This window comes from Sphingosinithalassobacter sp. LHW66-3 (assembly GCF_050703275.1).
Classification (GTDB): domain Bacteria; phylum Pseudomonadota; class Alphaproteobacteria; order Sphingomonadales; family Sphingomonadaceae; genus Sphingomonas.
The window spans coordinates 961,562-987,124 of record NZ_CP193482.1 but is presented as its reverse complement, the minus strand read 5'-3'; the positions used below and the strand labels follow the sequence as shown (position 1 = coordinate 987,124).

Sequence of the window (25,563 nt, the reverse complement as noted above, 5' to 3'; positions counted from 1 at the left end):
ACCGCCGCGCTTTGACCTAGGCAATGCGGGCACATGTCCGAGCGAGCCCGCCCCAGCCTCTATACCATTCCGCCGCACAGGGCGTTCGCCGACGCACTCGTCGCGGGTCTGATCCGGCGCTTCGGCGGCGATCCGATGCGGCTCGCGCGCGGGCTGGTGCTGCTGCCCAACAATCGCGCCAGGCGCACCATCTCCGATGCCTTCGTCCGCGCGAGCGGTGAGGGGCTGCTGCTGCCCCGGCTGGTCGCGATCGGCGATCCCGAGCTGGACGAGGCGATCGGCAGTGTCTTCGATCCGGCCGATGATGCCCAGCCGGTGTCGCCCGCAGTGGCGCCGCTCCAGCGCCGGATGATCCTGGCCCGGCTGATCGTCGAGGCGGGCGGCGCCGTCGAGGCAGGCGAGGCAGTGCGGCTGGCGGGCGATCTCGCGCGCACGCTCGATCAGCTGCTGGTCGAGGAAATCCCGCCGCGCCGTCTGCGCGAACTGGAGATGGCGCCGGAGCTTTCGGAGCATTGGCAGCGCTCGCTGGCGCTGTTCGATCTGGTGCTCGATCGCTGGCCGGGCGAGCTCGAGAAGCTGGGGCGGATCGATCTCGCCGAGCGGCGGCGGCTGCTGCTCCAGCGCGTCGCCGATCGGTGGAAGGCGCGGCCACCGGAAAGCTTCGTCTGTGCGGCCGGGGTCACTGCCTCGGCCCCCGCGGTCGCGCGGCTGCTGCGCGTGGTCAGCGGACTGCCCGAGGGAATGGTCGTGCTGCCCGGCCTTGCCAGCGGCATCGACGACGCCGAATGGGAGATGCTGGGGCCGCACGCGCCCGATCCCCTCACCGGGCGGCGCAAGCGGTCGCTCGAAATGCATCCGCAATATCATCTGAAGCTGCTGCTCGAACGGATGCGCGCGCACCGCGACGACGTGCGCCTCTGGGTCGCCGCCAGCGACCATGACGCCGCCCCGGCGCGCAGCCGCGCGATCGCCTCGGCGATGGCGCCTGCGGAGCGCACCCATCGCTGGACCGATCTGCCGGCGGCCGACCGGCGGCTGGGCGGCGTCCGCGCGCTCGAAGTGGCGACACCGGCCGAAGAGGCGCAGGCGATCGCCCTCGCGCTTCGCGAGGCGCTGGAGACGCCCGGACGCACGGCCGCGCTGGTCACCCCGGATCGCGCGCTCGCGCGGCGCGTGGCGGCGCATTGCGCGCGCTGGGGAATCGTCGTGGACGACAGCGCCGGACGGCCGCTGTCGATGCTCCCACCGGGCACGCTGCTGCTCGCGCTCGCGGATGCGGCGGCGCAGGGCTTTGCGCCCTTGCCGTTGCTCACGCTGCTCAAGCATCCGCTGGTGCGGCCCGATGACCGGCTCGCATGGCTCGAAGGCGCGCGGCGACTCGATCTCGCGTTGCGCGGGCCGCGGCCGGCCCCGGGTCTCGCGGGCGTCGACCGGCATATGGCCGAGCAGCAGGGGCGCGACGGCCATGTCCGTCGTGCGGCGCAGCAGTGGTGGCCCGAGCCGCGTGCGCTCCTCGAACCGCTCGAGGAGACCTTCGCCGCAGGGCCACAGCCGCTTGCCGCGCTGCTCGCGGCGCTTCGCGAGGCGGCCGGCAGCCTTGGCGGCGACTCGCTATGGAGCCGCGCCGACGGTCGGGCGGCGGCCGATCTGCTCGACGAACTCGAGCGGCAGGCGGCGCATGGCCCCGTGCTCGTCGATCCCGCCAGTCTCGCGTCGATGCTCCGCACGCTGATGGACGAAACCGCGGTGCGGCCGCCGCAGGGGGGACATCCCCGGCTCGCCATTCTAGGGCTTGTCGAAGCGCAGCTGCAGAGCGGCGATCTGACGATCCTCGGCGGCCTCAACGAAGGTGTCTGGCCCGGCCTTCCCGCGCCGGACCCGTGGCTCGCGCCGCGCATCCGCGCCGAACTCGGCCTGCCGGGGCTCGAACGCCGGATCGGGCTCTCGGCGCATGATTTCGCGGGTGCGCTCGGTGCGCGGCAGGTGCTGCTGACGCGGGCGCGGCGCGACGCGAGCGCGCCTACGATCGCCTCGCGCTTCTGGCTGCGGCTGGAGGCGCTCTCGGGCGGCCTCGACCGTGCCGAGGATCTCGCCCGCTGGACCGCCGCGCTCGACGAGCCCGAAGCGCACCGGCCGACGCCGCGCCCCGAGCCGTGCCCGCCCGTCGAGGCGCGGCCGCGCGCGATTTCCGTCACCGAAGTCGATCGGCTGAAGGCGGACCCCTATGCCTTTTACGCCCGGCGGATGCTGCGGCTGATGCCGCTCGACGCGGTCGATGCCGATCCCAGCGCGGCGTGGCGCGGCACGGCGGTACATGCCGTTCTTCAAAAATGGTTTGAAGAGGATGGCTGCGCGCCCGATCGCCTGCGCGACCGTGCCCGGGCGATGCTCGCCGACGCGCGGACGCACCCGATGATGCGCGCGCTGTGGCAGCCGCGGCTGATGGAGGCGGTCGACTGGATCGCCGCCGAGCTGGCGCGCAAGGAAGCCGAAGGGCGCCGCGTGCTCGCTGTCGAGCGTGCCGGCAGTATCGACTTCGCCGGCGTCGAGCTGCGCGGTACCTTCGACCGAGTCGATCGGATGGCCGACGGGAGCCTGGCGATCATCGACTACAAGACCGGCAAGCCTCCTTCCGCCAAGGCGGTGCGGGCGGGCTACAGCCTTCAGCTCGGGCTGCTGGGCCTCATCGCCGAAGCCGGCGGGTTCGAGGGGATCGAGGGCCGCGCGGGCTGTTTCGAATATTGGTCGCTGGGCAAGAACAAGGATGGCTTCGGCTATATCGCCACGCCGGTCGACCCCGAAGGCAAGCGCGACCGGATTCCGACCGCCGAGTTCGTCGGGATCGCCGCGGCGAATTTCCGCGACGCGGTACAGGCCTGGCTGACCGGCGACGCGCCGTTCACGGCGAAGCTGGTGCCCGAATATGCCCCCTATGCCGATTACGACCAGCTGATGCGCAAGGATGAATGGTATGGGCGCGACTGAACCGCCGGCGGGTCGGCCATGAGCCTTTCGCCGCTCCCCAACCTCAAGGGTAATCAGGCGCAGGCCAGCGATCCCGCGCGTAACGTCTGGCTCTCCGCCTCGGCCGGCACCGGCAAGACGCAGGTGCTCGCCGCGCGCGTGTTTCGCCTGCTGCTGCGGGGAGTGGCGCCCGAGGCGATCCAGTGCCTGACCTTCACCAAGGCGGGCGCGGCGGAAATGGCCGCACGCATCACCGGGCGGCTCGCCCATTGGGTGCGTGCCGACGACTATGATCTGTTCAACGATCTGGAATCGCTTGGCGAGGAGGCGACTCCCGCACTGCGTGCCCGGGCGCGGACGCTGTTCGCGCGGCTCCTCGACGCCCCGGGGGGGGGCATCCGCATCCAGACGATCCACAGCTTCTGCCAGAGCCTGCTCGCGGCCTTTCCCGTCGAGGCGGGGCTCGTTCCCGGCTTTCGCCCGCTCGATCAGCGCGAAGAGGCGGTGCTGGCGCGCGAGGCGCTGGCGGAGATGCTGGTGGCGGCCGAGCGCGAGGGCCGCAGCGAGCTGATCGATTCGATCGGTGCGCTCAGCCTGCGGCTCGGCGAAGGACGCGCCGAAGCCTTTCTGCGCGAGTGCGCGCGCGCCGCCGATGCGCTGGCGGCGCTGCCGAGCGGCATCCGCCCGTTCCTGCGCCGCGCGCTCGACTTGCCGATCGGCGACATCGACGCCGAGATCGCGCGCTGCTGCGAGGATGCCGAGTTCGACTGCGCTGCGCTGGATCGCATCGCCGCCGCCAACCGTGCCTGGGGTACGGCGACCGGCAGCGGTCATGTCGAGGTGATCGACCGGTGGATTGCCGCGGCCGCGCCGGATCGGGCGCTGCTGCTGCACGAGCTCGTCCTGGTGTTCCACACCGGCAAGGGCGAGCCGCGCAAGCCGTCTAAGAAGCTGCTCGATGCCGATCCCGACTATGCCGAGCTGGCCGAAGAACTCGGCGGCCGCTGCGCCGAGCTGCTCGCGCTGAAGGTCCGTGCCGACTATGCTGATCTGCTGGCCCAGGCGCTGGAGGCCGGGCGCGCCTATGCCGAAACCTATGGGAGGGCGAAGCGGCGGGCCGGCGCGGTCGATTTCGACGACCTGATTCGCGCCACGGTCGATCTGCTCGGCCGGCCCGGAATGGGCGACTGGGTGCGCTACAAGCTCGATCAGACCACCGAGCATCTGCTGATCGACGAGGCGCAGGATACCAATGCGCCGCAATGGCGGATCGTCGCCGCTATCGCCGACGAATTCTTCACCGGACGGGGAACGCGCGAGGCGGGCGTGCGCACCCTGTTCACTGTCGGTGATTACAAGCAGGCGATCTTCGGCTTCCAGGGCACCGATCCGATCTTCTTCCGCGCCGCATTCGAGCGGTTCGCCGAGCGCGCCCGCTCGAGCCCCGACTATGAAGTCGATGCGCCCCGGCTCGAGAATCTGTCGCTCACCCACAGTTTCCGTTCGACCCGGCCGGTGCTCGAATTCGTCGACGCGGCGCTGGACGCGCTCCCGGAGCCCGGGATGGGCAGGCTCAGCGAGGCCGAGCCGCATGCCAGCGAAGTGCCGGGGCCGGGCACCGTGACGCTCTGGCCGCCCACGGTCGAGGGCGGCGCGGAGGCGGACGAGGAGGAATGGGTCGGCGACGCGACTCGCGCGCTTGCCGGACGGATCGCGCGCCAGATTCGCCAATGGCTCGACGACGGGTTGATGCTCGAAAGCAAGGGGCGCCCGATCGAGCCGCAGGACGTGATGGTGCTCGTCAAGCGGCGCGGTGAACTGGCGTCGCTGCTGGTCGCCCGCCTCTATGCCGAAGGCGTGCCGGTGGCGGGAGTGGATCGCCTGCGGCTCAACGCGCCGCTGGCGGTGCAGGATCTGCTCGCCGCGGTCCGCTTCGTGCTCCAGCCCGAGGACGATCTTTCGCTGGCGGCGCTGCTGGTCTCGCCGTTGATCGGCTGGAGTCAGGACGCGCTGATGGAATCGGTCGTGCGCGAGCGGGGCGGGCTGTGGCGGCATCTGCGCGCGACTCAACCCGAGGAACGGCTCGCGCCGCTCCACCGGCTGCTCGCCCGCGCCGATCTCGCCACCCCCTATCGCTTTCTCGAGGAAATCCTTTCGGGCGAGATGCAGGGGCGCCGGCGGCTGCTCGAACGGCTCGGCGAGGAAGCACGCGATCCGATCGAGGAACTGCTCAACGCCGCGCTTAACTTCGAAAGCGTCGCCACGCCGTCGCTCCAGCGCTTCCTCGACTGGTTCGATCGCGGCGATGTCGAGATCGTGCGCGACGCGGCGCAGCCGCGCGATTCGGTGCGCGTGATGACGGCGCATGGCGCGAAGGGGCTCCAGGCGCCGGTGGTGATCCTGGCGGACGCGACGGTCGATCCCACGCGCAGCCCGCGCGATTTCCTCGGCTGGTCGCCGGAAGGGCCGCTCGTTCCCGAGGCGTTGCGCGGGCTGAAGCTGCCGGTGTTCCGCCCGCGCGCCGCCGAACGCGGCGGTCCGCTCGACCAGGTCGTGACGGCTGCCGACGCGCGCGAGCTGGAGGAGCATTGGCGCCTGTTCTACGTTGCAGCGACGCGCGCCGAGGAGCGGCTGGTGATCGCCGGCGCGCTGGGGCCGCAGGCGAAGGGCGTCCCGCCGGAGATGAGCTGGTACGCCGCTTCCGCGCGTGCGCTCGATTGTCTGGGCGTGGCGGCCGACGAAGACACGGGCGACCGCGCGTTCCACGGCCTCGTCCCGCAGCAGCCGGTCGCCGTCCGCCGCGGCGTCACGGCGCAAGCATCCGCGGCGGCGCCCGCACCCGACTGGCTGCGTCGCGCGGCCCCCGCGGAGGCCCGTCCGCCACGCCCGCTGGCACCTTCGGCGCTCGGCGACGATCGCGTTGCCGATCCGCCGCCCTCGGCCGCGATGCGTGCAGCGGCCGAACGCGGGCGGCTGCTGCACGCCTTGTTCGAGCGCTTGCCCGGTGTCGCCCCCGCCGATCGCGCCGCGGCGGCGGAGCGCTGGCTGGCGGGGGCGGGCGGCGTGAGCGACGCGGCCGAGCGCGACGAGCTTGCCGCCGCCGCGCTCGCGGTGATCGAGGATGCGCGCTTCGCCGAGCTGTTCGGCGCCGATGCACTTGCCGAGGCGCCGATCGCCGCCGTCGTCGATGGCACGGTCGTTTCCGGCACGGTCGACCGGCTGGTGGTGCTGCCGGATCGCATCCGCGTGATCGACTTCAAGACCGGGCGCCGCGCCCCGGCCAGCCTCGACGCGGTTCCGCCCTATCATCTGCGGCAGATGGCGGCCTATGCGGCCGCGCTGGCGGTCATCTTCCCCGATCGGCCGGTGGAGGCGGCGCTGCTCTACACCGCCGGGCCGGTGCTGCATCTTCTCCCGCCCGAGCTGCTCGCCCGCCACAAGCCGGGATTGGAGCCCGCGGAGCAAAGCTTGGGATCGGGCGCTTGAGCCGAACCGCCGCCGATCCTAGCTAGACACCAACGATACAGGAGACATGACATGGCCACCAAGGCGATCAGCGACACCAGCTTCGACTCCGACGTGCTGCGGGCCGACAAGCCCGTCGTCGTCGATTTCTGGGCCGAATGGTGCGGCCCGTGCCGGATGATCGCGCCCGCGCTCGAAGAGATCGCCGAGGAAATGGGCGACCAGGTGACCGTCGCGAAGCTCGACATCGACGCCAATCCCGACGCGCCCACCAAATATGGCGTGCGCGGCATCCCGACGATGATCCTGTTCAAGAACGGACAGGTCGCCGCGACCAAGGTCGGCGCGATGCCGAAGAGCGCGATCAAGCAGTGGATCGAAAGCGAGATCTGAGGTTCGCCGGACCGGACGGCGCGTGAGCGCCGCTCCGGCTCAGCTGCGGTAATCGGCGTTGATCGAGATGTATCCGTGGGTCAGGTCGCACGTCCAGACGGTCGCGCGGCCCTCGCCCAGGCCCAGATCGACGCCGATTTCGATTTCCTGTCCCTTCAGATGCTCGGCGACCGGCGCTTCGTCATAGCCCTGCACCGCCAGCCCGTCCTTCGCCACTTCTGTCGTGCCGAAGCGGATCGCGAGCCGGTCGCGCTCGGCGGGCTCGCCTGCCTTGCCGACCGCCATCACCACGCGCCCCCAATTCGCGTCCTCGCCCGCGATCGCGGTCTTCACGAGCGGTGAATTGGCGATGCTCATCGCAATGCGATGGGCGCTGCGGTCGCTTTCGGCGCCGTCGACGTCGATGGTGATGAACTTCGAGGCGCCTTCGCCGTCGCGCACCACCAGATGCGCAAGCTGGCGGCACAGATCGTGCAGCGCGGCGATGAACGCGTCTGCCCCCTCGTCGTCCTCATCGCCGATCGGCGAATTGCCTGCGCCGCCGGTGGCGAAGGCGAGCACCGTGTCGCTGGTCGAGGTATCGCCGTCGACGGTGATGCACGAAAAGGACGTTGCGTTCGCCGTGCGCAGCGCCGCTTCCAGGAACTCGGGCCGCACGGCCGCGTCGGTGAAGATGAAGCCCAGCATCGTCGCCATGTCGGGCGCGATCATGCCCGATCCCTTGATGATGCCCACCAGCCGCACCGTCTTGCCGCCCACCACCGCTTCGGTGACGGCGGCCTTGGCGAAAGTGTCGGTCGTCATGATCGTCGCGGCGGCGTCTTCCCAGCCGCAGACTTCGGCAGCGAAGGCGGCGTCGAGCCCGGCCTCGGCCTTGTCCACCGGCAGCGGCACGCCGATCACGCCGGTCGAAGCAATGAAGACGTCCGAAGGCGCGCAGCCGAGGTGCCCCGCGACGCGGGCCGCGATCGCCTCGACCGCCTCGCGCCCGCGATTCCCCGTAAAGGCATTCGAATTGCCGGCATTCACCACCAGCGCGCGCGCTTCGCCCAGCACCAGCGCCTTGCGGCACCATTCCACCTCGGGCGAGGGGCATTTGCTCCGCGTCAGCACCCCGGCAACGCTCGTCCCCGGCGCCAGCTCGACATAGGTGAGGTCGCACCGGTCCCACGCCTTGTAGCGCGCCCGCGCGACGCGCAGCGTTACGCCGGGAAGATCGGGCAGGGCAGGGAAAGCGGCGGGGGCGAGCGGGGAACGGGTCATCGGACTTCCTTCTGAGGTCACGCGGCTATAGCATCGCCGCGAGAAGGGGACAGCCGCACGCGATGCGGGCGAACGGGGAATGTTGATGACGGTGATGATGATGCTCGCAGCGGCCGTACTCGCGCAGGATGCGCCGGGAGTTGCGTCACGTGCGGAGCTTGTTTCGGGCTCGATCAGCAACACTGATTATCCCGCTGAGGCGATGAGAGCGGGGGAGGAAGGCGAGGTGGAAATCCGCTTCGCGATCGACACGAGCGGATACGTGACTGGATGTAGCGTGGTCGAAAGCTCCGGCTCGGTATCTCTCGATGTCGCAAGCTGTGTTCTCATCACGGAGCGCTTCCGCTTTGAACCGGCGCGCTCCGCGAACGGCGCTCCAGTCTCCGAGATGCGGACGCAGCGGATCCGGTGGGAGCTGCCAGAGCCAGCAGATGAGCCTCTGACCTCTTTCGCGCTCGCGATGCGCTACGAACTGGCACCGGATGGTTCGCTGGCGGATTGCGAAATCGTACCCATCGGGAATGTCCCCGACGACGCGCAATTCTGTGACGGACCTCCGGGAATGCCGTCGGAGATTAAGGCCGCAATGCTGCGGGAAATGGCCGCTGGTCAGTCACAGCTGTTCACCAGCATTGCTCAGGTCGTGGGCGATGAGCGACTCGACGTTCCTCCGCCTCCTCCGGCTCTTTCCCATGTCGAGCGCGCGACGATACGGTTTACGGTGGGCGCCGATGGGCTCGCGCGCGATTGCACCATCGATGCCAGTGGTTTGTCCGATCCGCGCGATCGCACGACAAGCGGTACCCCCTGCGAGGATGGTACGCGCTATGAACCGGTGCACAACGGTTCGGGCGATCCGGTGTCAGTGCCCGTCCGGATCGAAATTGTGCGGGCACTTGCCTATGCTCCGTCCTTAGCGTCGCCTGCGGCGCAAAGCGACGGCGGGACCGATCCCGCCGAATAGGCATCTCCGATTTTGATTAGACGAACGCCATCCGAGTTCCTATGTCGGCGACACTCGCACGCCACAACGACGTGAAAGCGTAATTTGCAACTGCTGCTTCTCCTCTCCGCGCTTCTGAGCGGCCTTACCGGCGCGATGTCCGGCGAGCGTCGCGTCGAACAGGCGCGAGTGGAGCGTGCGGCCGCCGAGGCGGTGGCCAGCGTGCAGGCGATGGTCGAGGCGGAGGCGGCGGTGTCGGCATCCCGCCCTGCGCAGGAGCCGGCCGAAACCGCGGCGGCCCCGATCGCGGTGCGCGAAGCGCCCGCGCGCGACGTTCTTTCGATCACGGGATCGCGGCTCGAATAGCGCCGGGGCGGCCGGAGCGCCGCCCCTCCGGGTGCTTCGGCGCCCTCCCGTTTCGTCGAGCGCAGCCTGCGGCGCGCTCGCGCACAGCCATTCAAGATACGACAGGAACTCCTCATGTTCGGCGGACTTGCCAAGACCTTTTTCGGCTCCTCCAACGATCGCTACGTCCGTTCGCTCGGCGGCATCGTCAACAAGATCAACGGCTTCGAAGCCAGCGTTTCGGCGATGAGCGACGACGAGCTGGCCCAGCAGACCGCCAAGTTCCGCGCCCGCCTCGACGGCGGCGAAAAGCTCGACGACGTTCTGCCCGAAGCCTTTGCGACGGTGCGCGAGGCATCGAAGCGCGTCCTCGGCATGCGCCACTTCGACGTCCAGATGGTCGGCGGCATCGTGCTCCACCGCGGCGAGATCGCCGAGATGCGCACCGGCGAGGGCAAGACGCTGGTGGCGACGCTCGCCACCTATCTCAACGCGCTGCCCGGCAAGGGCGTGCACGTCGTCACGGTCAACGATTACCTCGCCCGGCGCGACGCCGAGTGGATGGGCCAGATCTACCGCTTCCTCGGCCTCACGGTCGGCGTGATCGTTCCCAACCTCACCGATCACCAGCGCCGCGAAGCCTATGGCTCGGACATCACCTACGGCACGAACAACGAGTTCGGCTTCGATTATCTGCGCGACAACATGAAGTTCGACCGCAATTCCATGGTCCAGCGGCCGTTCAATCATGCGATCATCGACGAAGTCGATTCGATCCTGATCGACGAGGCACGCACGCCGCTCATCATCAGCGGCCCCACGGACGACAAGTCCGAGCTCTACATGCGCGTCGACGCGATCGTCCGCCAGCTCGTTCCCGACGATTACGAGATGGACGAGAAGCAGAAGACGATCATCCTCACCGAGGACGGCACCGAGAAGGTCGAGCGCATGCTCGAGGCGGCGGGGCTGCTCGAAGGCGCCAATCTCTACGATTTCGAGAACACCCAGGTGGTGCATCACACCAACCAGGCACTGCGCGCGAACGTGATGTTCAAGCGCGATACCGATTACATCGTGAAGGACGGCAAGGTCGTCATCATCGACGAGTTCACCGGCCGCATGATGGAGGGGCGCCGCTGGTCCGATGGCCTGCACCAGGCGGTCGAGGCCAAGGAAGGGGTGAACATCGAGCCCGAGAACCAGACGCTCGCCTCGATCACCTTCCAGAATTATTTCCGCATGTATCCCAAGCTCTCGGGCATGACCGGCACCGCCGCCACCGAAGCAGCCGAATTCTACGACATCTACAAGATGAACGTCGTGTCGATCCCCACGAACGTGCCGGTTCAGCGCGTCGATCAGGACGACGAATTCTACAAGGACACCAAGGACAAGTTCGGCGCGATCGCCAAGGCGATCAAGGAACATGCCGAAAAGGGCCAGCCGGTGCTGGTCGGCACTGTCTCGATCGAAAAGTCTGAGCTGCTTTCGGACTTCCTGACGCGCGAGAAGGTGCCGCACTCGGTCCTCAACGCACGCCAGCACGAGAATGAGGCGCATATCGTCGCCCAGGCCGGCCGCAAGGGCGCGGTGACGATCGCAACCAACATGGCCGGCCGCGGCACCGACATTCAGCTCGGCGGCAATGTCGAGTTCCGTATCAACGACGAGCTCGGTGAGATGCCCGAGGGGCCGGAGCGCGACGCCGCGATCCAGCGGATCAAGGACGAAGTCGCGGCCGAGAAGGAAGAAGTGAAGGCTGCCGGCGGCCTGTTCGTGCTCGGTACAGAGCGGCACGAGAGCCGCCGCATCGACAATCAGCTGCGCGGCCGCTCGGGTCGTCAGGGCGATCCCGGCCTCAGCCGCTTCTACCTCAGCCTCGAGGACGATCTGCTGCGCATCTTCGGATCGAACACGCTGTTCGCCAAGATGATGCGCTCGAACATCGCCGATGGCGAAGCGATCGGATCGAAGTGGCTCACCAAGGCGATCGAGACTGCGCAGCGCAAGGTGGAGGCGCGCAACTACGACATCCGCAAGCAGGTCGTCGAATATGACGACGTGATGAACGACCAGCGCAAGGTGATCTACGAGCAGCGCTCGGACATCATGGATGCCGATACGGTGGGCGAAGTCGTGGCCGACATGCGCGCGGAAACGGTGAATGCGCTGGTCGGCGAGGCGTGCCCACCCAACAGCTATCCCGAGCAATGGGACGTCGAGGGGCTGAAGAAGCGCGTTGCCGACGTGCTCAACCTCGACGTCCCGGTCGATCAGTGGATCCGGGAGGAAGACGGGATCGATCCCGAGGCGCTCGAGATGCGGCTGCGCGAGCGTGCCGACGCGCTGATCGAGGAGAAGTCGAAGGATCTGGAAAAGGACACCTGGACTCAGGTCGAAAAGTCGATCCTGCTCCAGAACCTCGACCATCACTGGAAGGAGCATCTCGCGATGCTCGATGCGCTGCGTCAGGTGATCCATCTGCGCGCCTATGCGCAGCGCACGCCGCTCAACGAATATAAGCACGAGGCATTCGCGCTGTTCGAGCGGATGCTGGGCAGTATCCGCGAGGATGTCACCCGCACGCTTGCCTACGCCCAGTTCCGCATGCAGGCGCCGCCGCCGGAGCTGCCCGAGCTTCCCGATTTCCTCACCACCCACATCGATCCGCTCACTGGCGAGGATGATACCAACGATCGCGACGGCGGCACCGCGGGGCTCGTCACCACGCGCCTCCCGCCGTTTCAGATGGCGCAGCCGAGCGGCGATTCGGCGCCGGGCGAGCCCAGCGAGTGGCGCGGCAATGTCAGCCGCAATGCGCCGTGCCCGTGCGGATCGGGCCGCAAGTACAAGCATTGCCACGGCGCGCTTTCGGGGAACAACGCCCAGGCGTAAGCCACGACAAGCCGGCGTGAGCCAAAGAAAAGCCCCCTCCCGCACGGCGGAAGGGGGCTTTTCTGTCTGTGGTCCGTGGCGCGCTGCGGGCGCCACGGACGGTGTGGCTGGCGACGATCAGCGGGCCTGCGGTGTCATCACCGACGGGCCGAGCCGTTCGATCACGTCGCGTGCATCGAAGGCACGCACGTTTTCCGGCTTGGGTCCGCGGCCGAGCACGATCTCGGCCATCGCCTCATAGCGGTCGATGGTGCGGGTATCGAAGCCGCGCGGCCCCCAGAAGGGATCGTCGTAGAAGGGATCGTAGAAGCCCCAGCCGTAATGCGGACGATAGTAGCGCCAATAGGGGCTCCAATAGCCGAACGGACCCGGCCCGAAGCTGCGGTCGACATAGGTGCGGGTCGTCCGCTCGGTATCGCGGTTGAACAGGATGAAATGATCATAGCCCTGCTCCAGCGTGAGCTGCGCCGCGCGGAAGAGCAGATAGCGCTCCACCGTCTCGCGCGAGGTCAGGCTGTTGCCCGCGAAGCTGACGCGGAAACGGTTGGATTCGATCTGCTCGTCCCAATAGCCGGTCCGGTTCTGGCCGACTCCGGTTGCGGGCTGATAGGGCGTGGGATAGGCGCAGGACGCCAGTGCAAGGCTGCCGGCGAGCGCCACGGTGAGCGCGCGGATGCGCGGTCGCGACGTGAGGATGGTCATGGTCCCTCCAGGGTTGGTTTCGCGATTGGCGGCGCGATCCGCCGTCTTCTCTCAACGCAACACTATCGCGGAATGTCCCTTGCCGCCAGATGAATGAAGCTGGCGTGGGTCCGCTCAAGTGGTGGAAAATACTCGGATTTATCAGCTGTGGACAGAGGCGATGTGCGCATTCGTCTCACCGGCGGTGCGGCAGCGCCCGGCGGAAACGGGTGCCGGACTGCCCCCGTTCGCGCCCGTGAAGCTGGCTTTCCCCTGCGAACGTGGCCGGCAATGCGTACACCTACGACCCGAACGGCAATCTGACGTTCGACGGCGAGATCAGCTTCACCTACGACATCGAGAACCGGCTGGTGTCGACCAGCGCGGGGGCTGCGCTTACCTATGATCCGCTGGGGCGGCTGTGGCAGATATCACACCCAGACCCGCAGTTTGGCACGACGCAGTTCCTGTACGACGGCGACGCGCTGGTCGCCGAATATGGCGCTGCAGGCACCATGCTCAAGCGCTACGTCCATGGCCCCGCCGAGGGCGTGGACGATCCGATGGTGGAGTATGTCGGCGCCGGCGTGGCGTCGCCGCGCTATCTGTTCGCCGACCACCAGGGATCGATCATCGCCACGGCCGATGCCAACGGCAATCACCTGTCGACCAACCGCTATGACGACTATGGCATTCCCGGCGCCGCGAACAGCGGGCGGTTCCAGTACACCGGCCAAATCTGGCTCGAAGAGCTGGGCATGTACCACTACAAGGCCCGCATCTACTCGCCAACGCTCGGCAGGTTCCTCCAAACCGACCCCATCGGGTATGAGGACCAGATCAACCTCTACGCGTATGTCGCAAACGATCCGGTCAATGGGACAGACCCGACGGGGATGATGGGTCCCGAAACCGTATGGGATGTAATTAATGTTGTTCTAGGCGCTGTCAGCTTCTCAGGTAATTTAGCGAGCGGTAACTATGGAGCTGCTGCCTTAGACGGCCCGGGTATAATCGTCGACGGCGCGACTACTGTTGCGCCGGGAATACCAGGCGGTGCTGGAGCAAGCCTTGCAGCAATACGGATTTACAGAGCATCTGCGCGAGTTCTAGCTTCAAGCGACCGAATATTACATGTTGCGGGAGGCTCCTCTCGCGTGTCCGGAGCTGTCCGTTCAATCAGAAACAACGTATCTGATCACCTCAAGGTAAGTGATGTTTCTGGCGCAGTACGGGAAATTTTGGGCTCTCCCGTTTCACGGCCCGGCGGGGGTTCGTTTCAGCATCTTAACGAGGTGCAGAATGCCCTACAAGGAATGAAAAATTCAGTAGGCACGCTTCAGAGAGAGCTTGGACGAACTGGGCTTTCCCGCACTGAACGCAATGCTATTGAGCATACCATCTCTACAACATCGGCTCACACAGATAGAATTGAGAAGATTTTGGACACAGCCAGGCGATTAGTGGACTGAACAGATGGTAAATATGAATATTTTGGACATTCTAAAAAACAGAAATATCGATACTGACGTTCACAACCTTATCCGTATCGCGGCCAAGCGCCTTGGAGCTACCCAAGATATTATTAATCTCTGTAGAGGGATAATTTCTTCTAAAGAAGACGACTGGTGGATGCAGGGTGCGGTTTATGCTATCTCGGAGGACTTAAATCGGACAGAAGATTTCACAAGAGAGTTATTGTCCACCATCGAAAAGTACCAGTGGGATGCCTTCCCAAACACTGCAATTGCATCGTTTTCTGCGCTCGGCATATATGCTAATCGGTCAGAGGATAAATATATTATTGGTGAATTTACCAAGTGCCTATTTGAGGAGATTGAGGAGTTCGATAAAAATGTCGGTTCGCGTCGCCCCGTAAGGCTAGAGGTTATTTGCAGGTCGCTCGATGTTTCCCTGCGGGGTCCAGAGGGAATCTATCGTCCACTCAGGGTTAGCCGCCCTGAGGATATTCCGGATTATCTATTAAGCCATGTTGATGATTAGGTACGGCAAGCTGCTTGAAACGAAGGCAAGATAAAGGGAATGGCTCCCCCTGTGGGGTAAGCCGTTGTCTGCACGTCGTTTTTCAGGGGGATAGATGGCACCATGAGCGAGACTCTGGTGCCATTTTGGTGCCAGGGGCGTGCTAAGCGCTTGAATCTCTTGCCGCTTTAGCTGCTTTGCGATGGAGACATGGCCGCGCTGACGCGCGGGCCAGGTCGCTCCGCTCCCGCCGTGCCTGCGGCCCGGCCAATGCGGTCAGCCCAGGGCGTTGCCTTGCGCTGGCGTAGGGCCTTCGGCCAGCGGTGCGGGCGGTCGCTGCCCTTTAGCCCCGCCTCTGCCGGCGGGGCTGCCGGTCCGCTCCTTGCCGCCCACCCCGCCGCCCGAGGCACGGGGGGTCAGGCAGGGAGAAAGGACATGGAAGATGATCTGGACGAACTCCGTCGCCGTCTCGACACGCTGGAGACGTTGCCGCACGCGGTGTTCCTGCTGCATCGTATCGATGCGCTCGACTATGGCGAGATCGGCTATCGGCTCGGGAGGAATAGACGAGCAGCGAGGTACATGACCCCCCGCGAGCACAACTGATCGGCGAGCCCGAAGGCGGCGACTAGCGCCCCCTCAGCCGCCATTCCACGATCGCGCAATGTCCCGTCGCATCGGAGACATTTGCTGGCACCCCCTCTGATGGCACCCCTCGCACGAGGCCGCGCAGTCGCGAAGCGTGCGGCGACCATCGCGCTGACGTGCGCGTCCGGATTGGCGATGGGAAGATGTCCGAAGGAAGTGCCGTGGCTCCCCGGGCCTGATTCGAACAGGCGACCGATCGATTAACAGTCGATTGCTCTACCGCTGAGCTACCGGGGAATGCCGTGGCGTGCGGCCGTGGCCGCCGTCGGGAGGCGCGCCTATAGCAGCGCCTCCGCGCGCTTTGCAAGAGGGGAGGCCGCGTGCCTTATCCGGAGCGCAACAGACCCACCGCCGCGTCCCGTTCGAAGAGATAGAGCGCCAGTCGCGCCGCCCGCCCGCGCTCGCCCTTGAGCCCTCCGTCGCGGTCGATCAGCAACCGCGCATCGCCATTGGCGGCGGGCAGCAATTCGCCGAGCATCTCGGGATTCGCCAGCCGGAACTGCATTTCGCCCGACTGGCGCGTGCCCAGCAGCTCGCCCGCGCCGCGCAGCCGCAGATCCTCCTCGGCGATTCGGAAGCCGTCGTTGGTCTCGCGCATCAGCGCGAGGCGCGCGCGCGAGGTCTCGTTGAGCTGGTTGCCGCGCAGCAGCAGGCATACCGATCGCCCGCCGCCGCGTCCCACGCGCCCGCGCAGCTGGTGGAGCTGGGCGAGGCCGAAGCGGTCGGCGGCCTCGATCACGATCAGCGTGGCATTGGGCACGTCCACGCCCACTTCGATCACCGTCGTCGCCACCAGCACGCCCAGCTGGCCTGCGGAGAAGCGCGCCATCACCGCGTCCTTCTCCGGCCCCTTCATCCGCCCGTGAACCAGTCCCACCTTGTCGCCGAACCGCGCGCGCAGCGCTTCGGCACGCGCTTCGGCGGCAGCGAGGTCGCTCTTTTCGCTCTCCTCGACGAGCGGGCACACCCAATAGGCCTGTCCGCCGCCTTCGAGGTGCCGGGCGAGCGCGTCGGCCACGTCGCCCAGCCGGTCCTCGGCGATCACCCGCGTTTCGATCGGCTGGCGGCCGGGCGGCATTTCGTCGAGCCGGCTCACGTCCATCTCGCCATATTGGGCGAGGGTGAGGGTACGCGGGATCGGAGTGGCGGTCATCACCAGCAGGTGGGGCGGCCGCGCGGCCTTGGCCTGCAACAGCATCCGCTGCGCCACGCCGAACCGGTGCTGCTCGTCGACCACCACCAGCCCCAGGTCGCGATAGGTCACGCCTTCCTGGAAGATCGCATGGGTGCCGATCAGGATGTCGATCGATCCGTCGGCCAGCCCCATCAGCGTCGCCTCGCGGGCGCGGCCCTTGTCGCGCCCGATGAGGATCGCGATTCGCACGTCGATCCCGGCGAGCATCCGGCTCAGATTCTCGAAATGCTGGCGCGCGAGGATCTCGGTCGGCGCGAGCAGCGCGCCCTGTGTGCCAGCCTCGGCGGCCATCAGCAGCGCCATGGTCGCGACCAGCGTCTTGCCCGATCCGACATCGCCCTGGAGCAGCCGGAGCATCGGCTGGCTCTGGCGCAGGTCGCCTTCGATCTCGCCGATCGTTCGTGCCTGCGCGCCGGTCGGGGCATAGGGCAGCCTCAGCGCCTCGCGCAGCCGCCCGTCGCCGATCAGCGGCCGTCCGCGCTTCGCCCGCGCCTCGCCGCGGACCAGGAGCAGCGCGAGCTGATTGGCGAACACCTCGTCATAGGCGAGCCGCTCGCGCGCCTTCGCATCGGCGGGATCGCCATGGATGCGGGCGAGGGCGTCGTGCCAGTCGGGCCAGCCGTGCCGCGCCTTCAGCCCCGGCTCGATCCATTCGGGCAGCTCGGGCGCACGCTCCAGCGCCTGTGCGGCAAGCCCGGCCAGCCGTTTCGAAGTCATCCCCTCGGACAGCGGATAGATCGCCTCGCGCTCCGCCAGCGGCTCGCCGCCGTCGAGCGGCTGGACATGATCGGGGTGAACGATCTGCAGCTCCTGTCCATAGCTTTCGAGCTTGCCCGAAACGCGCCGCGGCTCGTTGAGCGGGAACAGCTTCTTCACCCAGCCGGAATTGCCGCCGAAATAGACGAGGCTCACGTAATTCCCCGCCGCGTCCACCGCCTGGACCCGCGCCGGTGCCCGCGCGCTGCCGCCGAAGCGATAGGAGACCGGCGTCAGCGTGATCGCGATCACGCGGCCGGCGTCGGCGACATCGAGCTCGTCGCGGGCTAGGCGGTCGATCCAGCCGGTCGGCAAGTGGAACAGCACGTCGACGACCCGCGCCAGCCCCAGCCGGTCGAGCGGCTTGGCGAGCTGCGGCCCGATGCCTTTAAGGGCCGTGACTTCGGCGAACAGGGGATTGAGCAGTTCGGGGCGCATCGCTCCGCCGGGTTAGGGCAGGAACGGCGGGGACGGAAGCGGCCGCGCGTGACGCACATATGAAACGGGGCCTCCCTCTCGGGAGACCCCGTCGAAACTCGGTTGCGGCGCGCCGTTATTCGGCGATCGTCTCTTCCACGTCGCCGCTGGCGTCGCCAACTGCATCGGCAGCGGCGTCGAGGCGCTCTTCCTGCATTTCGTTGCCGCGCTCGTCGGCCAGATCGGCCTTCTCCTCGAGCACGTCCTCGGCGGACTGCATCTGCTGCTCGGCCACGTCGCCGGCGGCATCCTGTTCGTTGCCGCAGGCGCTCAGAAGCGCGAAGGTGGCGGCGGCAGCGATCGTCGCAAAGGTCTTCATTCCGGTACTCCTTTTCGTTTCGTCCGGCCGCGAGACTAGCGCGTCCCGCGACGCATGTTAACCCGGCGTTCAGCCGCAGAACAGTCCGAGACGCCCAGTGTTCCCAAAAAACGCTGCTGCGGCGGCTGAATTCCTGCGCCTCCTGCGAAGTTTTCGCTGTCCTACAGGCGGCCGTTCGGCATATCTGACGGGTCCGCCCGTTGCTGGAGGACCGCCATGCCGCTCCGATCTTGCCCCGCACCCCGCTGCACCGGATCGCTGCGCTACGAATGCGCTAGAACCAACCGGCCGCTCACGCGCGGGCGCACGCACGCGCGCGGAGGTGCGACCTTAGTGCGACCTTCGGCGGAAAACCGCGCGTTTCGCTCGAGGCTCCGGTCCGGCCGCGGGATCGGTCGCGCTGGTGTTTTCGTGCGCACCACCCTATCTCGCCTCTCGAACGGCTGGCGGCGCTTTCCTGCGCCGCCGGCCCGAAGCTGTTTGGAGGAAATGTGGATCGCGAGACGCGCCTGAAGCGCCTGCGCTTTCGTGCATGGCATCGCGGGACGAAGGAGGCCGATCTGTTGATCGGCGGTTTCTTCGACGCGCACCACGCCGGCTGGTCGGATGCCGAGGTCACTCTGTTCGAGGCGCTGCTCGAGGAACAGGATGTCGACATCATGGCCTGGGCGCTGGGAACGCAGCCGACGCCCGTGCGCTTTGCAGGACCGGTGATGGCCGCGCTCAAGAACGTCACCTACGTGCCGATCGCCGAATAGGCTTCCGTCCGCCCTGCGCTCGCCGAAGGGCACTCCATTCTCCCGAAGCGACCGAGCTTCGACACGCCAGCACCGGCGACTGTCCGGAACCGTCAGACGATGCCCGATCTCAAGACCATTCTTAAGGCCGATCGGCCGCTCACTCTTTCCGCCGTGCCGAACGGCTTTCTGCCCTGGCTGCTGGCCGATCTAGCGCGCGCGGGCGGCACCGCGGTCTATGTCGCGCCCGACGAAGTCGCGATGCGGGCGGCGGCATCGACTGCGCCGTTCTTCGCGCCCGATGTCGAAGTCGTCAGCTATCCCGCCTGGGATTGCCTGCCCTATGATCGTGCCTCGCCCACGCTTCGGGTGATGTCCGAACGGCTGGCGGCGCTGCATGCGCTGCAGACGCCGGCCAAGCGGCCGCGCCTCGTCGTCACCACCGTCAACGCCGCTACCCAGCGGACGCTCACGCGCTTCCGCATCCGCCAGCTCGTCGCGCGGCTCGCGCCCGACGAGCGCATCTCGCTCGACACGCTCTCCGCGCTGCTTCAGGCGAACGGCTATCACCGCGTCGATACCGTGAACGATGCGGGCGAATTCGCGGTGCGCGGCGGCCTCGTCGATCTCTTTCCCAGCGGCGCCGAGCAGGCGCTGCGGCTTGATTTCTTCGGCGACGAGATCGAGAGCGTGCGCACCTTCGATCCCGCCGACCAGCGCACGACCGGGCGGATCGATGGATTCACGCTGCTGCCTGCTTCCGAGGCGCTGCTCGACGCCGAATCGATCAAGCGCTTCCGCACGCGCTATCGCGAGAAGTTCGGCGCAAACGCCACCGGCGATCCGCTCTACCAGGCGATCTCGGACGGCCGGCGGCTCGCGGGCATGGAGCATTGGCTGCCGCTGTTCGAGGAGCGGCTCGAGACGCTGTTCGACCACTTGCCCGGCGATGCCGTGGTCGTGCGCGACGGCAACGCCGCCGGCGCCGCCGAGGCGCGGTTCGAGGCGGTTGCGGACTATCACGCCAATCGCGTGCGCGCTCAGTCCAGTGATCCCGGCAGCTATCGCCCGCTTGCGGCCGAGGCGCTGTATCTCACCGCCGACGAATGGACGTCGCATCTCGAAAAGGCGCCCGCGCATCTCGCCACGCCGTTCCGCGAGCCGGAAAGCGCGACCGTGCTCGATTTCGACGTTGAGGGGCCGCGTGACTTCGCGCCCGAGCGCGCGGCGCAGAGCAATGTCTATGACGCTGTCGTCGCGCATGTCGCGAAGCTGCGCAAGGACGGCCGCAAGCCGGTGCTGGCCAGCTATTCGGGTGGTGCGCGCGAGCGGCTGTCGGGATTGCTCGCCGATCATGGGCTGAAGGGGGCTCGGCCGGCGGAAAGCTGGCAGGAGGCGCTCGGCATCGCCGACAAGGGCGTCGCCCTCGTCGTGCTGCCGCTCGATCACGGGTTCACGGCGCCCGACGTGGCGGTGCTCACCGAGCAGGATATGCTCGGCGACCGCCTCGTCCGCCGCCAGAAGCGCCGCAAGTCGACCGATGCATTCCTGAACGAGCTGGCGACTCTCTCGCCCGGCGATCTCGTCGTCCATGTCGATCACGGGATCGGCCGCTACGACGGGCTCACGCAGATCCCGGTGCAGAAGGCGCCGCACGATTGCGTCGCGCTGAGCTATGCCGGCGGCGACAAGCTCTACGTGCCGGTCGAGAATCTCGAGGTGCTGACGCGCTACGGCTCGTCGGAGGAAGGCGCCACGCTCGACAAGCTGGGCGGCGAGGCATGGCAGCGGCGCAAGTCGAAGATGAAGGAGCGCATCCGCGAGATCGCGGGCGAACTCATCGCGACCGCCGCCAAGCGCGCGCTGCGCCCCGCCGATGTCGCCGAGCCCGATGCGGGCGGCTATCCCGCCTTCGTCGATCGCTTTCCCTATGAGGAGACCGAGGATCAGGACCGCGCGATCGAGGATGCGCTGGGCGATCTCGCGGCCGGCCGGCCGATGGACCGGCTGATCGTCGGCGATGTCGGCTTCGGCAAGACCGAAGTCGCGCTGCGCGCGGCCTTCGTCGCCGCGATGGCGGGCATGCAGGTCGCCGTGGTGTGTCCGACGACGCTGCTCGCGCGCCAGCATCACATGCATTTCACTCAGCGGTTCGAAGGCTTCCCGATCAACGTCGGGCGGATGTCGCGGCTGGTTCCCGCGGCCGAGATGAAGGCTACCAAGGAGGCGCTGGCGAACGGCCAGATCGACGTGGTGATCGGTACGCACGCGATCCTCGCCAGGGGAATCGAGTTCAAGCGGCTCGGCCTGGTGATCGTCGACGAGGAGCAGCGGTTCGGCGTCACGCACAAGGAGCGGCTCAAGGGGCTGAAGGCCGACGTGCATGTGCTGACGCTCACCGCCACGCCCATCCCGCGCACGCTCCAGATGGCGATGAGCGGCCTGCGCGAGCTTTCGGTGATCCAGACCCCGCCGGTCGATCGGCTCGCGGTGCGCACCTATGTCATGCCCTGGGACCCCGTGGTGCTGCGCGAGGCGCTGCTGCGCGAGCATTATCGCGGCGGCCAGGCCTATTTCGTCACGCCGCGGATCGCCGACCTGCCCGACATCGAGCAGTTCCTGCGCGAGGAAGTGCCCGAAGTGAAATATATCGTCGCCCACGGTCAGATGGCACCGGGCGACGTCGAGGAACGGATGTCGGCCTTCTACGACAAGAAGTACGACGTGCTGGTCTCGACGACGATCGTCGAGAGCGGGCTCGACATTCCCAGCGCGAATACGCTGATCGTCAATCGCGCCGACAAGTTCGGCCTCGCCCAGCTCTATCAGTTGCGCGGGCGGGTGGGGCGCTCGAAGACGCGTGCCTATGCCTATCTCACCACTGCGTCCGAGCGGCAGATGACCGATGCCGCGCAAAAGCGGCTGAAGGTGCTGTCCGATCTCGATTCGCTCGGCGCCGGGTTCCAGCTCGCCAGCCACGATCTCGACATCCGCGGTGCGGGCAATCTGCTCGGCGACGAACAATCGGGACACATCAAGGAAGTCGGCTACGAACTATACCAGTCGATGCTCGAGGAGGCGATCCTCGACGCCAAGTCGGGCGGGCTGAAGGACGAGCGGCCGAAGGACCTCTCGCCGCAGATCACGGTCGATGCGCCGATCATGATCCCCGAGGATTTCGTCCCCGATCTCGATCTGCGCATGGGCCTCTATCGTCGCCTCAACGAAGTCGAGGACAAGCAGGGCGTCGAGGCCTTTGCCGCCGAACTGATCGACCGATTCGGCAAGCTGCCCGAGCCGACCGAGAATCTGCTCACGCTCATCGAGACGAAGCTGAACGCCAGGAAGGCGTGCATCGCCAAGATCGATGTCGGCCCCAAGGGTGCGCTCGTTCACTTCCACGAGGATCGCTTCCCCAATGTCGAGGGGCTGCTCGCCTATGTCGACCGGCTCGAAGGCACTGCCAAGCTGCGGCCCGACATGAAGCTCGTCATCACGCGCGGCTGGGCGACTGCGCAGGCGCGGCTCAACGGCGCGCTCCAGCTCTCGCGCGGCTTGGCGAAGGCGGCGGGATGACGGCGACAGGGCCCTCTGATGCCGCTGGCCGCCTGCGGATCCGCCGCAACACGCCGGAAGACGCGACCCGACTGTTCGCGCTGTGGCACGCCGCCGTCGAGGCTACGCACCATTTCCTCTCACCGGCCGATCGGTCCGAGATCGCGGCAATGGTGCGCGACGACTATCTTCCGGCCGCGGAACTCTGGGTGGCGAGTGACGCTGCGGACTGCCCGGTTGCGTTTCTGGGGATGACGGGTGCGCATGTCGACGCGCTGTTCGTCGATCCCGCGCACCACGGCCGCGGCGTGGGCAGGGCGCTGATGGACTTCGCACGCGCTCGGCACGCTGTGCTCACGGTCGACGTCAACGAACAGAATCCGCGCGCGGTCGGCTTTTACGAGCGGCTGGGTTTCGTGCGGACCGGCCGGTCGCCGACTGACGATCAGGGACGCCCGTTTCCGCTGCTCCACTTTCGGCTGGAAGCCAGCGGAAACGGCTAGTTGCTGTGGTCCGCGATGATCTTCCAGCCGGCGGGGGTGCGGCGGAAGACGAGGCTGGTCATCCCGCTCGCGGCCGGGGCGTCGCCCGCCGAGCTCAGATGCCAACGGGCGATCGCCAGCACATGGTCGCGCCCGAGCATGCGGATGTCGTGGAAAGTGAAGGAGAGCTGCCGTCCCCCCTCGCCGCTGCGGCCGGAGAAGCGATCGGGATAGGTTTCCAGATACTGCCGCCGGATCGGAGCAATCCCGTGCACCACATCGGCGCCGACGAAGCTCGTCGTCGGCGCATCGGCATAGACCGAAAGGAAGCGCTCGATGTCACCGCTGTTCCAGCCCGCCGCCGATTCGTTCAGCGCGGCACGGATTTCCGCGCGAACCGGGGCGGGGGCCTCCTGCGCCGCGGCCGGCGCGGCGAAGGTCAGCGCCAACAGGGCAAGTGCGATCCGGATCATCCGCGTTCCTCCACAAGTCGGGCGAGCGCCGCCGCATCGAGCGGCTCGGCGCAGAGATAGCCCTGGTAATATTGGCAGCCTTCCTTGGCGAGCAGTTCGAGCTGCTGTTCGGTCTCGACGCCTTCGGCGACCACCGTCAGCCCCAACGACCGTGCCATGTCGATCACGCCGCGCACCACCACGCGATCGCGCGGCGATCCGGCGATGTCCTGGCTGAGCTTCTTGTCGATCTTGAGCACGTCGAGCGGCAATGCCTTCAGATAGGCGAGGCTCGAATAGCCGGTGCCGAAATCGTCGATCGCCACCCGGCAGCCTGCGGTGCGCAGCTCGGCGAGCAGTCGTGCCGCCTCGCCGAGCTCTTCCATGATGCTCGATTCGGTGACTTCGATAGTCATGCGACCGCGGGGAAAGCCGCTGGCGTCGATTCGGCCGAGCAGTCGATCGGCGAAGTCGGGGCGGCTCACGTCACTCGCGGTGACATTGATCGAGAGTCGCAGTGACGCGAGCGAAACGGGCCAGTCCGCGGCTTCGGCGAGCGCACGCTGCTGGACATGCTCGGACAAGGCACGTCCCAGCTCCGCCCGTTCGGCAGCCGCGAACAGCGTTTCTGGGTCGATCGCGCCGAGCTCGGGATGCTGCCAGCGCGCCAGTGCCTCGGCTCCCGCGATGGCACCGGTAGCGATCGCGACTTGCGGCTGGAACACGATTGCGACTTCGCCATCCGCGATTGCCCTGGCGATATCGCCCGCCAACCGGTCGAGCGCGGGAGCTTCGGGGCCGGCCGCGCGCTCGGCGATGGTCTCGGTCAGCCGGCGCAGCAGGGTCGCGGCGCTATCGTCAGGCTCCGATTCGGTGCAGGCGATGCGGGGCTCCAGCGGAGTGACAGCGCCACCCGCGACGAACGGGCGTGTGAATGCTGTTTCGATGCAGCTGCGGAGGAGCGTGCCGCTCCCCGGGGCGGTCGCGACCAGGAACTCGGGTCCGCCCAGCCGGGCAACCAGCGCGTTTTTGCCGACGGTGCTCCGTACCGCTTCGTCGATCCGACGCGCGACGGCACGAAGCAGTGCGTCACCGGCGCTCCGTCCATGCGCTGCATTCACATCCTCGAACCGCTCGAGTGCAATCAGTATCGCCGTCAGCGTCTGCGATTCGCCGATCCGCTGGTCGAGCCAACGCCGTGCGGCAGTGGCGTCGCGAACTCCTTCGAAAGCGTCGCGAACTGCCGCCCCTGCATCGGGCGCGGCTCCCAGTGGCTCGACCAGAGCGTGCACACGCCGAGTGCGGGCGTCATATTGCAGATGGTGGACAAGCCGACCGACCCCCGGAAGATCGTGTGCGAAGGCAGTTGCCGGAGTGTCAGCGCCGAGCCGCCGCAGGGCGCTATGCACCAACTTTCGCTCGCGGCGCGGGAGCTGGCGCAGGAAGCCACGGCGTCCGGGCTGCTCGGGAAGCTCGGCGAGCTGCGCCAGCGCCGGAGTGATTTGCAGCGAGCGCAATTGCGGGTCCCAACGCCAGCCGAGCGGCTCGGCGTTCGCACCGGCTCGGGCCTCCCAACCGCCCAGGCGCTCGACGTGTCGCTCCGCAAAGCGCAGCGCCTGCACCAGCTCGACTGCGCGCATCGGACTCGAGAGGAAATGCGTTGCGCCTGCGGAATAGAAGTCGCCGATTCGACCGGCGTCGCCCCGCGAAACGAGCACCAGCAGGGCGGCACCGCGCTCCGCGACGACCTCGCCAAGCGCCTGCGTCGCCGCCAGCCCCTCGGCCAGCACTCCACGCGCGTCGACCAGAGCGACTGCCGCGCCGGAGGCAGCGAAGCGCCGCTCGGCTTCGTCCGCACGGCGCGCGGCAACGCTGCGCCACCCGGCGGCCGCCACGGTCGTGGCCAGCTCGTTGCGCTGGCGGAAAGAGAGGAGGAACAGGGGCGCGCGCTGCGGCGGGACCGATTCGGCTTCGCTCATGCTCCTCCTATCCGCTTTCGCGTGCCGC

At 67.4% G+C, this 25,563-nt stretch carries 18 protein-coding genes and 1 tRNA gene; 12 read left to right on the top strand and 7 right to left on the bottom strand.

The window, feature by feature from the left end:
- Positions 1 to 33: 33 nt before the first annotated feature.
- Genes addB through trxA form a run of 3 tightly spaced genes read left to right on the top strand, consistent with a single transcriptional unit; the run spans position 34 to position 6,822 of the window.
- A complete protein-coding gene (addB, locus tag ACQ450_RS04510) occupies positions 34 to 2,985 on the top strand; it encodes a double-strand break repair protein AddB (protein WP_431470681.1) in 2,952 nt (983 codons plus the stop codon).
- Between the two features lie 18 nt (positions 2,986 to 3,003).
- Positions 3,004 to 6,450 (top strand): double-strand break repair helicase AddA, encoded by a 3,447-nt coding sequence (addA, locus tag ACQ450_RS04505; protein WP_431470680.1) that lies wholly within the window; start codon positions 3,004 to 3,006, stop codon positions 6,448 to 6,450.
- Between the two features lie 51 nt (positions 6,451 to 6,501).
- On the top strand, positions 6,502 to 6,822 hold the full coding sequence (gene trxA, locus ACQ450_RS04500; protein WP_431470679.1) for a thioredoxin TrxA: 321 nt from the start codon (positions 6,502 to 6,504) through the stop codon (positions 6,820 to 6,822).
- Between the two features lie 39 nt (positions 6,823 to 6,861).
- On the opposite strand, the gene argJ is transcribed toward trxA, so the two are convergent.
- Positions 6,862 to 8,085, bottom strand: coding sequence for a bifunctional glutamate N-acetyltransferase/amino-acid acetyltransferase ArgJ (argJ, locus tag ACQ450_RS04495; protein WP_431470678.1), 1,224 nt, complete (start codon positions 8,083 to 8,085; stop codon positions 6,862 to 6,864).
- 85 nt (positions 8,086 to 8,170) lie between these two features.
- Here argJ and ACQ450_RS04490 point away from each other — a divergent pair, with 85 nt between their 5' ends.
- The 3 genes from ACQ450_RS04490 (at position 8,171) to secA (ending at position 12,271) form a co-directional block, all read left to right on the top strand.
- Complete coding sequence (locus tag ACQ450_RS04490; RefSeq protein WP_431470677.1) at positions 8,171 to 9,049, top strand: energy transducer TonB; 879 nt, start codon at positions 8,171 to 8,173, stop codon at positions 9,047 to 9,049.
- A gap of 84 nt (positions 9,050 to 9,133) precedes the next feature.
- Positions 9,134 to 9,394 (top strand): hypothetical protein, encoded by a 261-nt coding sequence (locus ACQ450_RS04485; protein ID WP_431470676.1) that lies wholly within the window; start codon positions 9,134 to 9,136, stop codon positions 9,392 to 9,394.
- A gap of 114 nt (positions 9,395 to 9,508) precedes the next feature.
- Positions 9,509 to 12,271 carry a preprotein translocase subunit SecA gene (gene secA / locus ACQ450_RS04480; RefSeq protein WP_431470675.1) on the top strand — a complete coding sequence of 921 codons (2,763 nt, stop codon included), beginning with the start codon at positions 9,509 to 9,511 and terminating at the stop codon, positions 12,269 to 12,271.
- A gap of 117 nt (positions 12,272 to 12,388) precedes the next feature.
- On the opposite strand, the gene ACQ450_RS04475 is transcribed toward secA, so the two are convergent.
- The gene (locus tag ACQ450_RS04475) at positions 12,389 to 12,973 is read right to left on the bottom strand and encodes a CC0125/CC1285 family lipoprotein (RefSeq protein ID WP_188055460.1); all 585 of its coding nucleotides are present in this window, start codon (positions 12,971 to 12,973) and stop codon (positions 12,389 to 12,391) included.
- A gap of 260 nt (positions 12,974 to 13,233) precedes the next feature.
- Here ACQ450_RS04475 and ACQ450_RS04470 point away from each other — a divergent pair, with 260 nt between their 5' ends.
- From ACQ450_RS04470 to ACQ450_RS04460, 3 genes are all read left to right on the top strand, one after another.
- Positions 13,234 to 14,424 carry an RHS repeat-associated core domain-containing protein gene (locus ACQ450_RS04470; protein ID WP_431470674.1) on the top strand — a complete coding sequence of 397 codons (1,191 nt, stop codon included), beginning with the start codon at positions 13,234 to 13,236 and terminating at the stop codon, positions 14,422 to 14,424.
- A 4-nt stretch (positions 14,425 to 14,428) separates the two neighbouring features.
- Positions 14,429 to 14,956 (top strand): hypothetical protein, encoded by a 528-nt coding sequence (locus tag ACQ450_RS04465; RefSeq protein ID WP_431470673.1) that lies wholly within the window; start codon positions 14,429 to 14,431, stop codon positions 14,954 to 14,956.
- Between the two features lie 414 nt (positions 14,957 to 15,370).
- Positions 15,371 to 15,541 (top strand): sigma factor-like helix-turn-helix DNA-binding protein, encoded by a 171-nt coding sequence (locus ACQ450_RS04460; protein ID WP_431470672.1) that lies wholly within the window; start codon positions 15,371 to 15,373, stop codon positions 15,539 to 15,541.
- A gap of 204 nt (positions 15,542 to 15,745) precedes the next feature.
- Here ACQ450_RS04460 and ACQ450_RS04455 read toward each other — a convergent pair.
- From ACQ450_RS04455 to ACQ450_RS04445, 3 genes are all read right to left on the bottom strand, one after another.
- Positions 15,746 to 15,820, bottom strand: a tRNA-Asn gene (locus ACQ450_RS04455).
- A gap of 88 nt (positions 15,821 to 15,908) precedes the next feature.
- A complete protein-coding gene (gene recG / locus ACQ450_RS04450; protein WP_431470671.1) occupies positions 15,909 to 17,972 on the bottom strand; it encodes an ATP-dependent DNA helicase RecG in 2,064 nt (687 codons plus the stop codon).
- A gap of 115 nt (positions 17,973 to 18,087) precedes the next feature.
- Positions 18,088 to 18,330, bottom strand: coding sequence for a hypothetical protein (locus tag ACQ450_RS04445; RefSeq protein ID WP_431470670.1), 243 nt, complete (start codon positions 18,328 to 18,330; stop codon positions 18,088 to 18,090).
- Between the two features lie 491 nt (positions 18,331 to 18,821).
- Here ACQ450_RS04445 and ACQ450_RS04440 point away from each other — a divergent pair, with 491 nt between their 5' ends.
- The 3 genes from ACQ450_RS04440 to ACQ450_RS04430 all read left to right on the top strand — a co-directional run bounded on the left by ACQ450_RS04440 (position 18,822) and on the right by ACQ450_RS04430 (position 23,125).
- Positions 18,822 to 19,088 (top strand): succinate dehydrogenase assembly factor 2, encoded by a 267-nt coding sequence (locus ACQ450_RS04440; protein WP_431470669.1) that lies wholly within the window; start codon positions 18,822 to 18,824, stop codon positions 19,086 to 19,088.
- Positions 19,089 to 19,187: 99 nt separating this feature from the next.
- Positions 19,188 to 22,643, top strand: a complete 3,456-nt coding sequence (mfd, locus tag ACQ450_RS04435; protein WP_431470668.1) for a transcription-repair coupling factor — start codon at positions 19,188 to 19,190, stop codon at positions 22,641 to 22,643.
- On the top strand, positions 22,640 to 23,125 hold the full coding sequence (locus ACQ450_RS04430) for an acetyltransferase (protein ID WP_431470667.1): 486 nt from the start codon (positions 22,640 to 22,642) through the stop codon (positions 23,123 to 23,125). The genes mfd and ACQ450_RS04430 overlap by 4 nt, the downstream gene beginning before the upstream one ends.
- Here the strand turns inward: ACQ450_RS04430 and ACQ450_RS04425 are convergent.
- Together ACQ450_RS04425 and ACQ450_RS04420 are read right to left on the bottom strand one after the other, a co-directional pair.
- Complete coding sequence (locus ACQ450_RS04425) at positions 23,122 to 23,577, bottom strand: YybH family protein (protein WP_188055442.1); 456 nt, start codon at positions 23,575 to 23,577, stop codon at positions 23,122 to 23,124. The two genes, ACQ450_RS04430 and ACQ450_RS04425, sit on opposite strands and share 4 nt — an antisense overlap.
- Positions 23,574 to 25,535, bottom strand: coding sequence for a putative bifunctional diguanylate cyclase/phosphodiesterase (locus ACQ450_RS04420; protein ID WP_431470666.1), 1,962 nt, complete (start codon positions 25,533 to 25,535; stop codon positions 23,574 to 23,576). Before ACQ450_RS04420 ends, ACQ450_RS04425 begins: the two co-directional genes overlap by 4 nt.
- Positions 25,536 to 25,563: the final 28 nt, after the last annotated feature.

What these genes read in the sequence shown, in the direction of transcription:
- addB (WP_431470681.1), top strand. Translation starts at nt 34, where the DNA reads ATGTCCGAGCGAGCCCGCCCCAGCCTCTATACCATTCCGCCGCACAGG.
- addA (WP_431470680.1), top strand. Translation starts at nt 3,004, where the DNA reads ATGAGCCTTTCGCCGCTCCCCAACCTCAAGGGTAATCAGGCGCAGGCC.
- trxA (WP_431470679.1), top strand. Translation starts at nt 6,502, where the DNA reads ATGGCCACCAAGGCGATCAGCGACACCAGCTTCGACTCCGACGTGCTG.
- argJ (WP_431470678.1), bottom strand. Translation starts at nt 8,085, where the DNA reads ATGACCCGTTCCCCGCTCGCCCCCGCCGCTTTCCCTGCCCTGCCCGAT.
- ACQ450_RS04490 (WP_431470677.1), top strand. Translation starts at nt 8,171, where the DNA reads ATGACGGTGATGATGATGCTCGCAGCGGCCGTACTCGCGCAGGATGCG.
- secA (WP_431470675.1), top strand. Translation starts at nt 9,509, where the DNA reads ATGTTCGGCGGACTTGCCAAGACCTTTTTCGGCTCCTCCAACGATCGC.
- ACQ450_RS04475 (WP_188055460.1), bottom strand. Translation starts at nt 12,973, where the DNA reads ATGACCATCCTCACGTCGCGACCGCGCATCCGCGCGCTCACCGTGGCG.
- ACQ450_RS04465 (WP_431470673.1), top strand. Translation starts at nt 14,429, where the DNA reads ATGGTAAATATGAATATTTTGGACATTCTAAAAAACAGAAATATCGAT.
- ACQ450_RS04460 (WP_431470672.1), top strand. Translation starts at nt 15,371, where the DNA reads ATGGAAGATGATCTGGACGAACTCCGTCGCCGTCTCGACACGCTGGAG.
- recG (WP_431470671.1), bottom strand. Translation starts at nt 17,972, where the DNA reads ATGCGCCCCGAACTGCTCAATCCCCTGTTCGCCGAAGTCACGGCCCTT.
- ACQ450_RS04445 (WP_431470670.1), bottom strand. Translation starts at nt 18,330, where the DNA reads ATGAAGACCTTTGCGACGATCGCTGCCGCCGCCACCTTCGCGCTTCTG.
- mfd (WP_431470668.1), top strand. Translation starts at nt 19,188, where the DNA reads ATGCCCGATCTCAAGACCATTCTTAAGGCCGATCGGCCGCTCACTCTT.
- ACQ450_RS04430 (WP_431470667.1), top strand. Translation starts at nt 22,640, where the DNA reads ATGACGGCGACAGGGCCCTCTGATGCCGCTGGCCGCCTGCGGATCCGC.
- ACQ450_RS04425 (WP_188055442.1), bottom strand. Translation starts at nt 23,577, where the DNA reads ATGATCCGGATCGCACTTGCCCTGTTGGCGCTGACCTTCGCCGCGCCG.
- ACQ450_RS04420 (WP_431470666.1), bottom strand. Translation starts at nt 25,535, where the DNA reads ATGAGCGAAGCCGAATCGGTCCCGCCGCAGCGCGCGCCCCTGTTCCTC.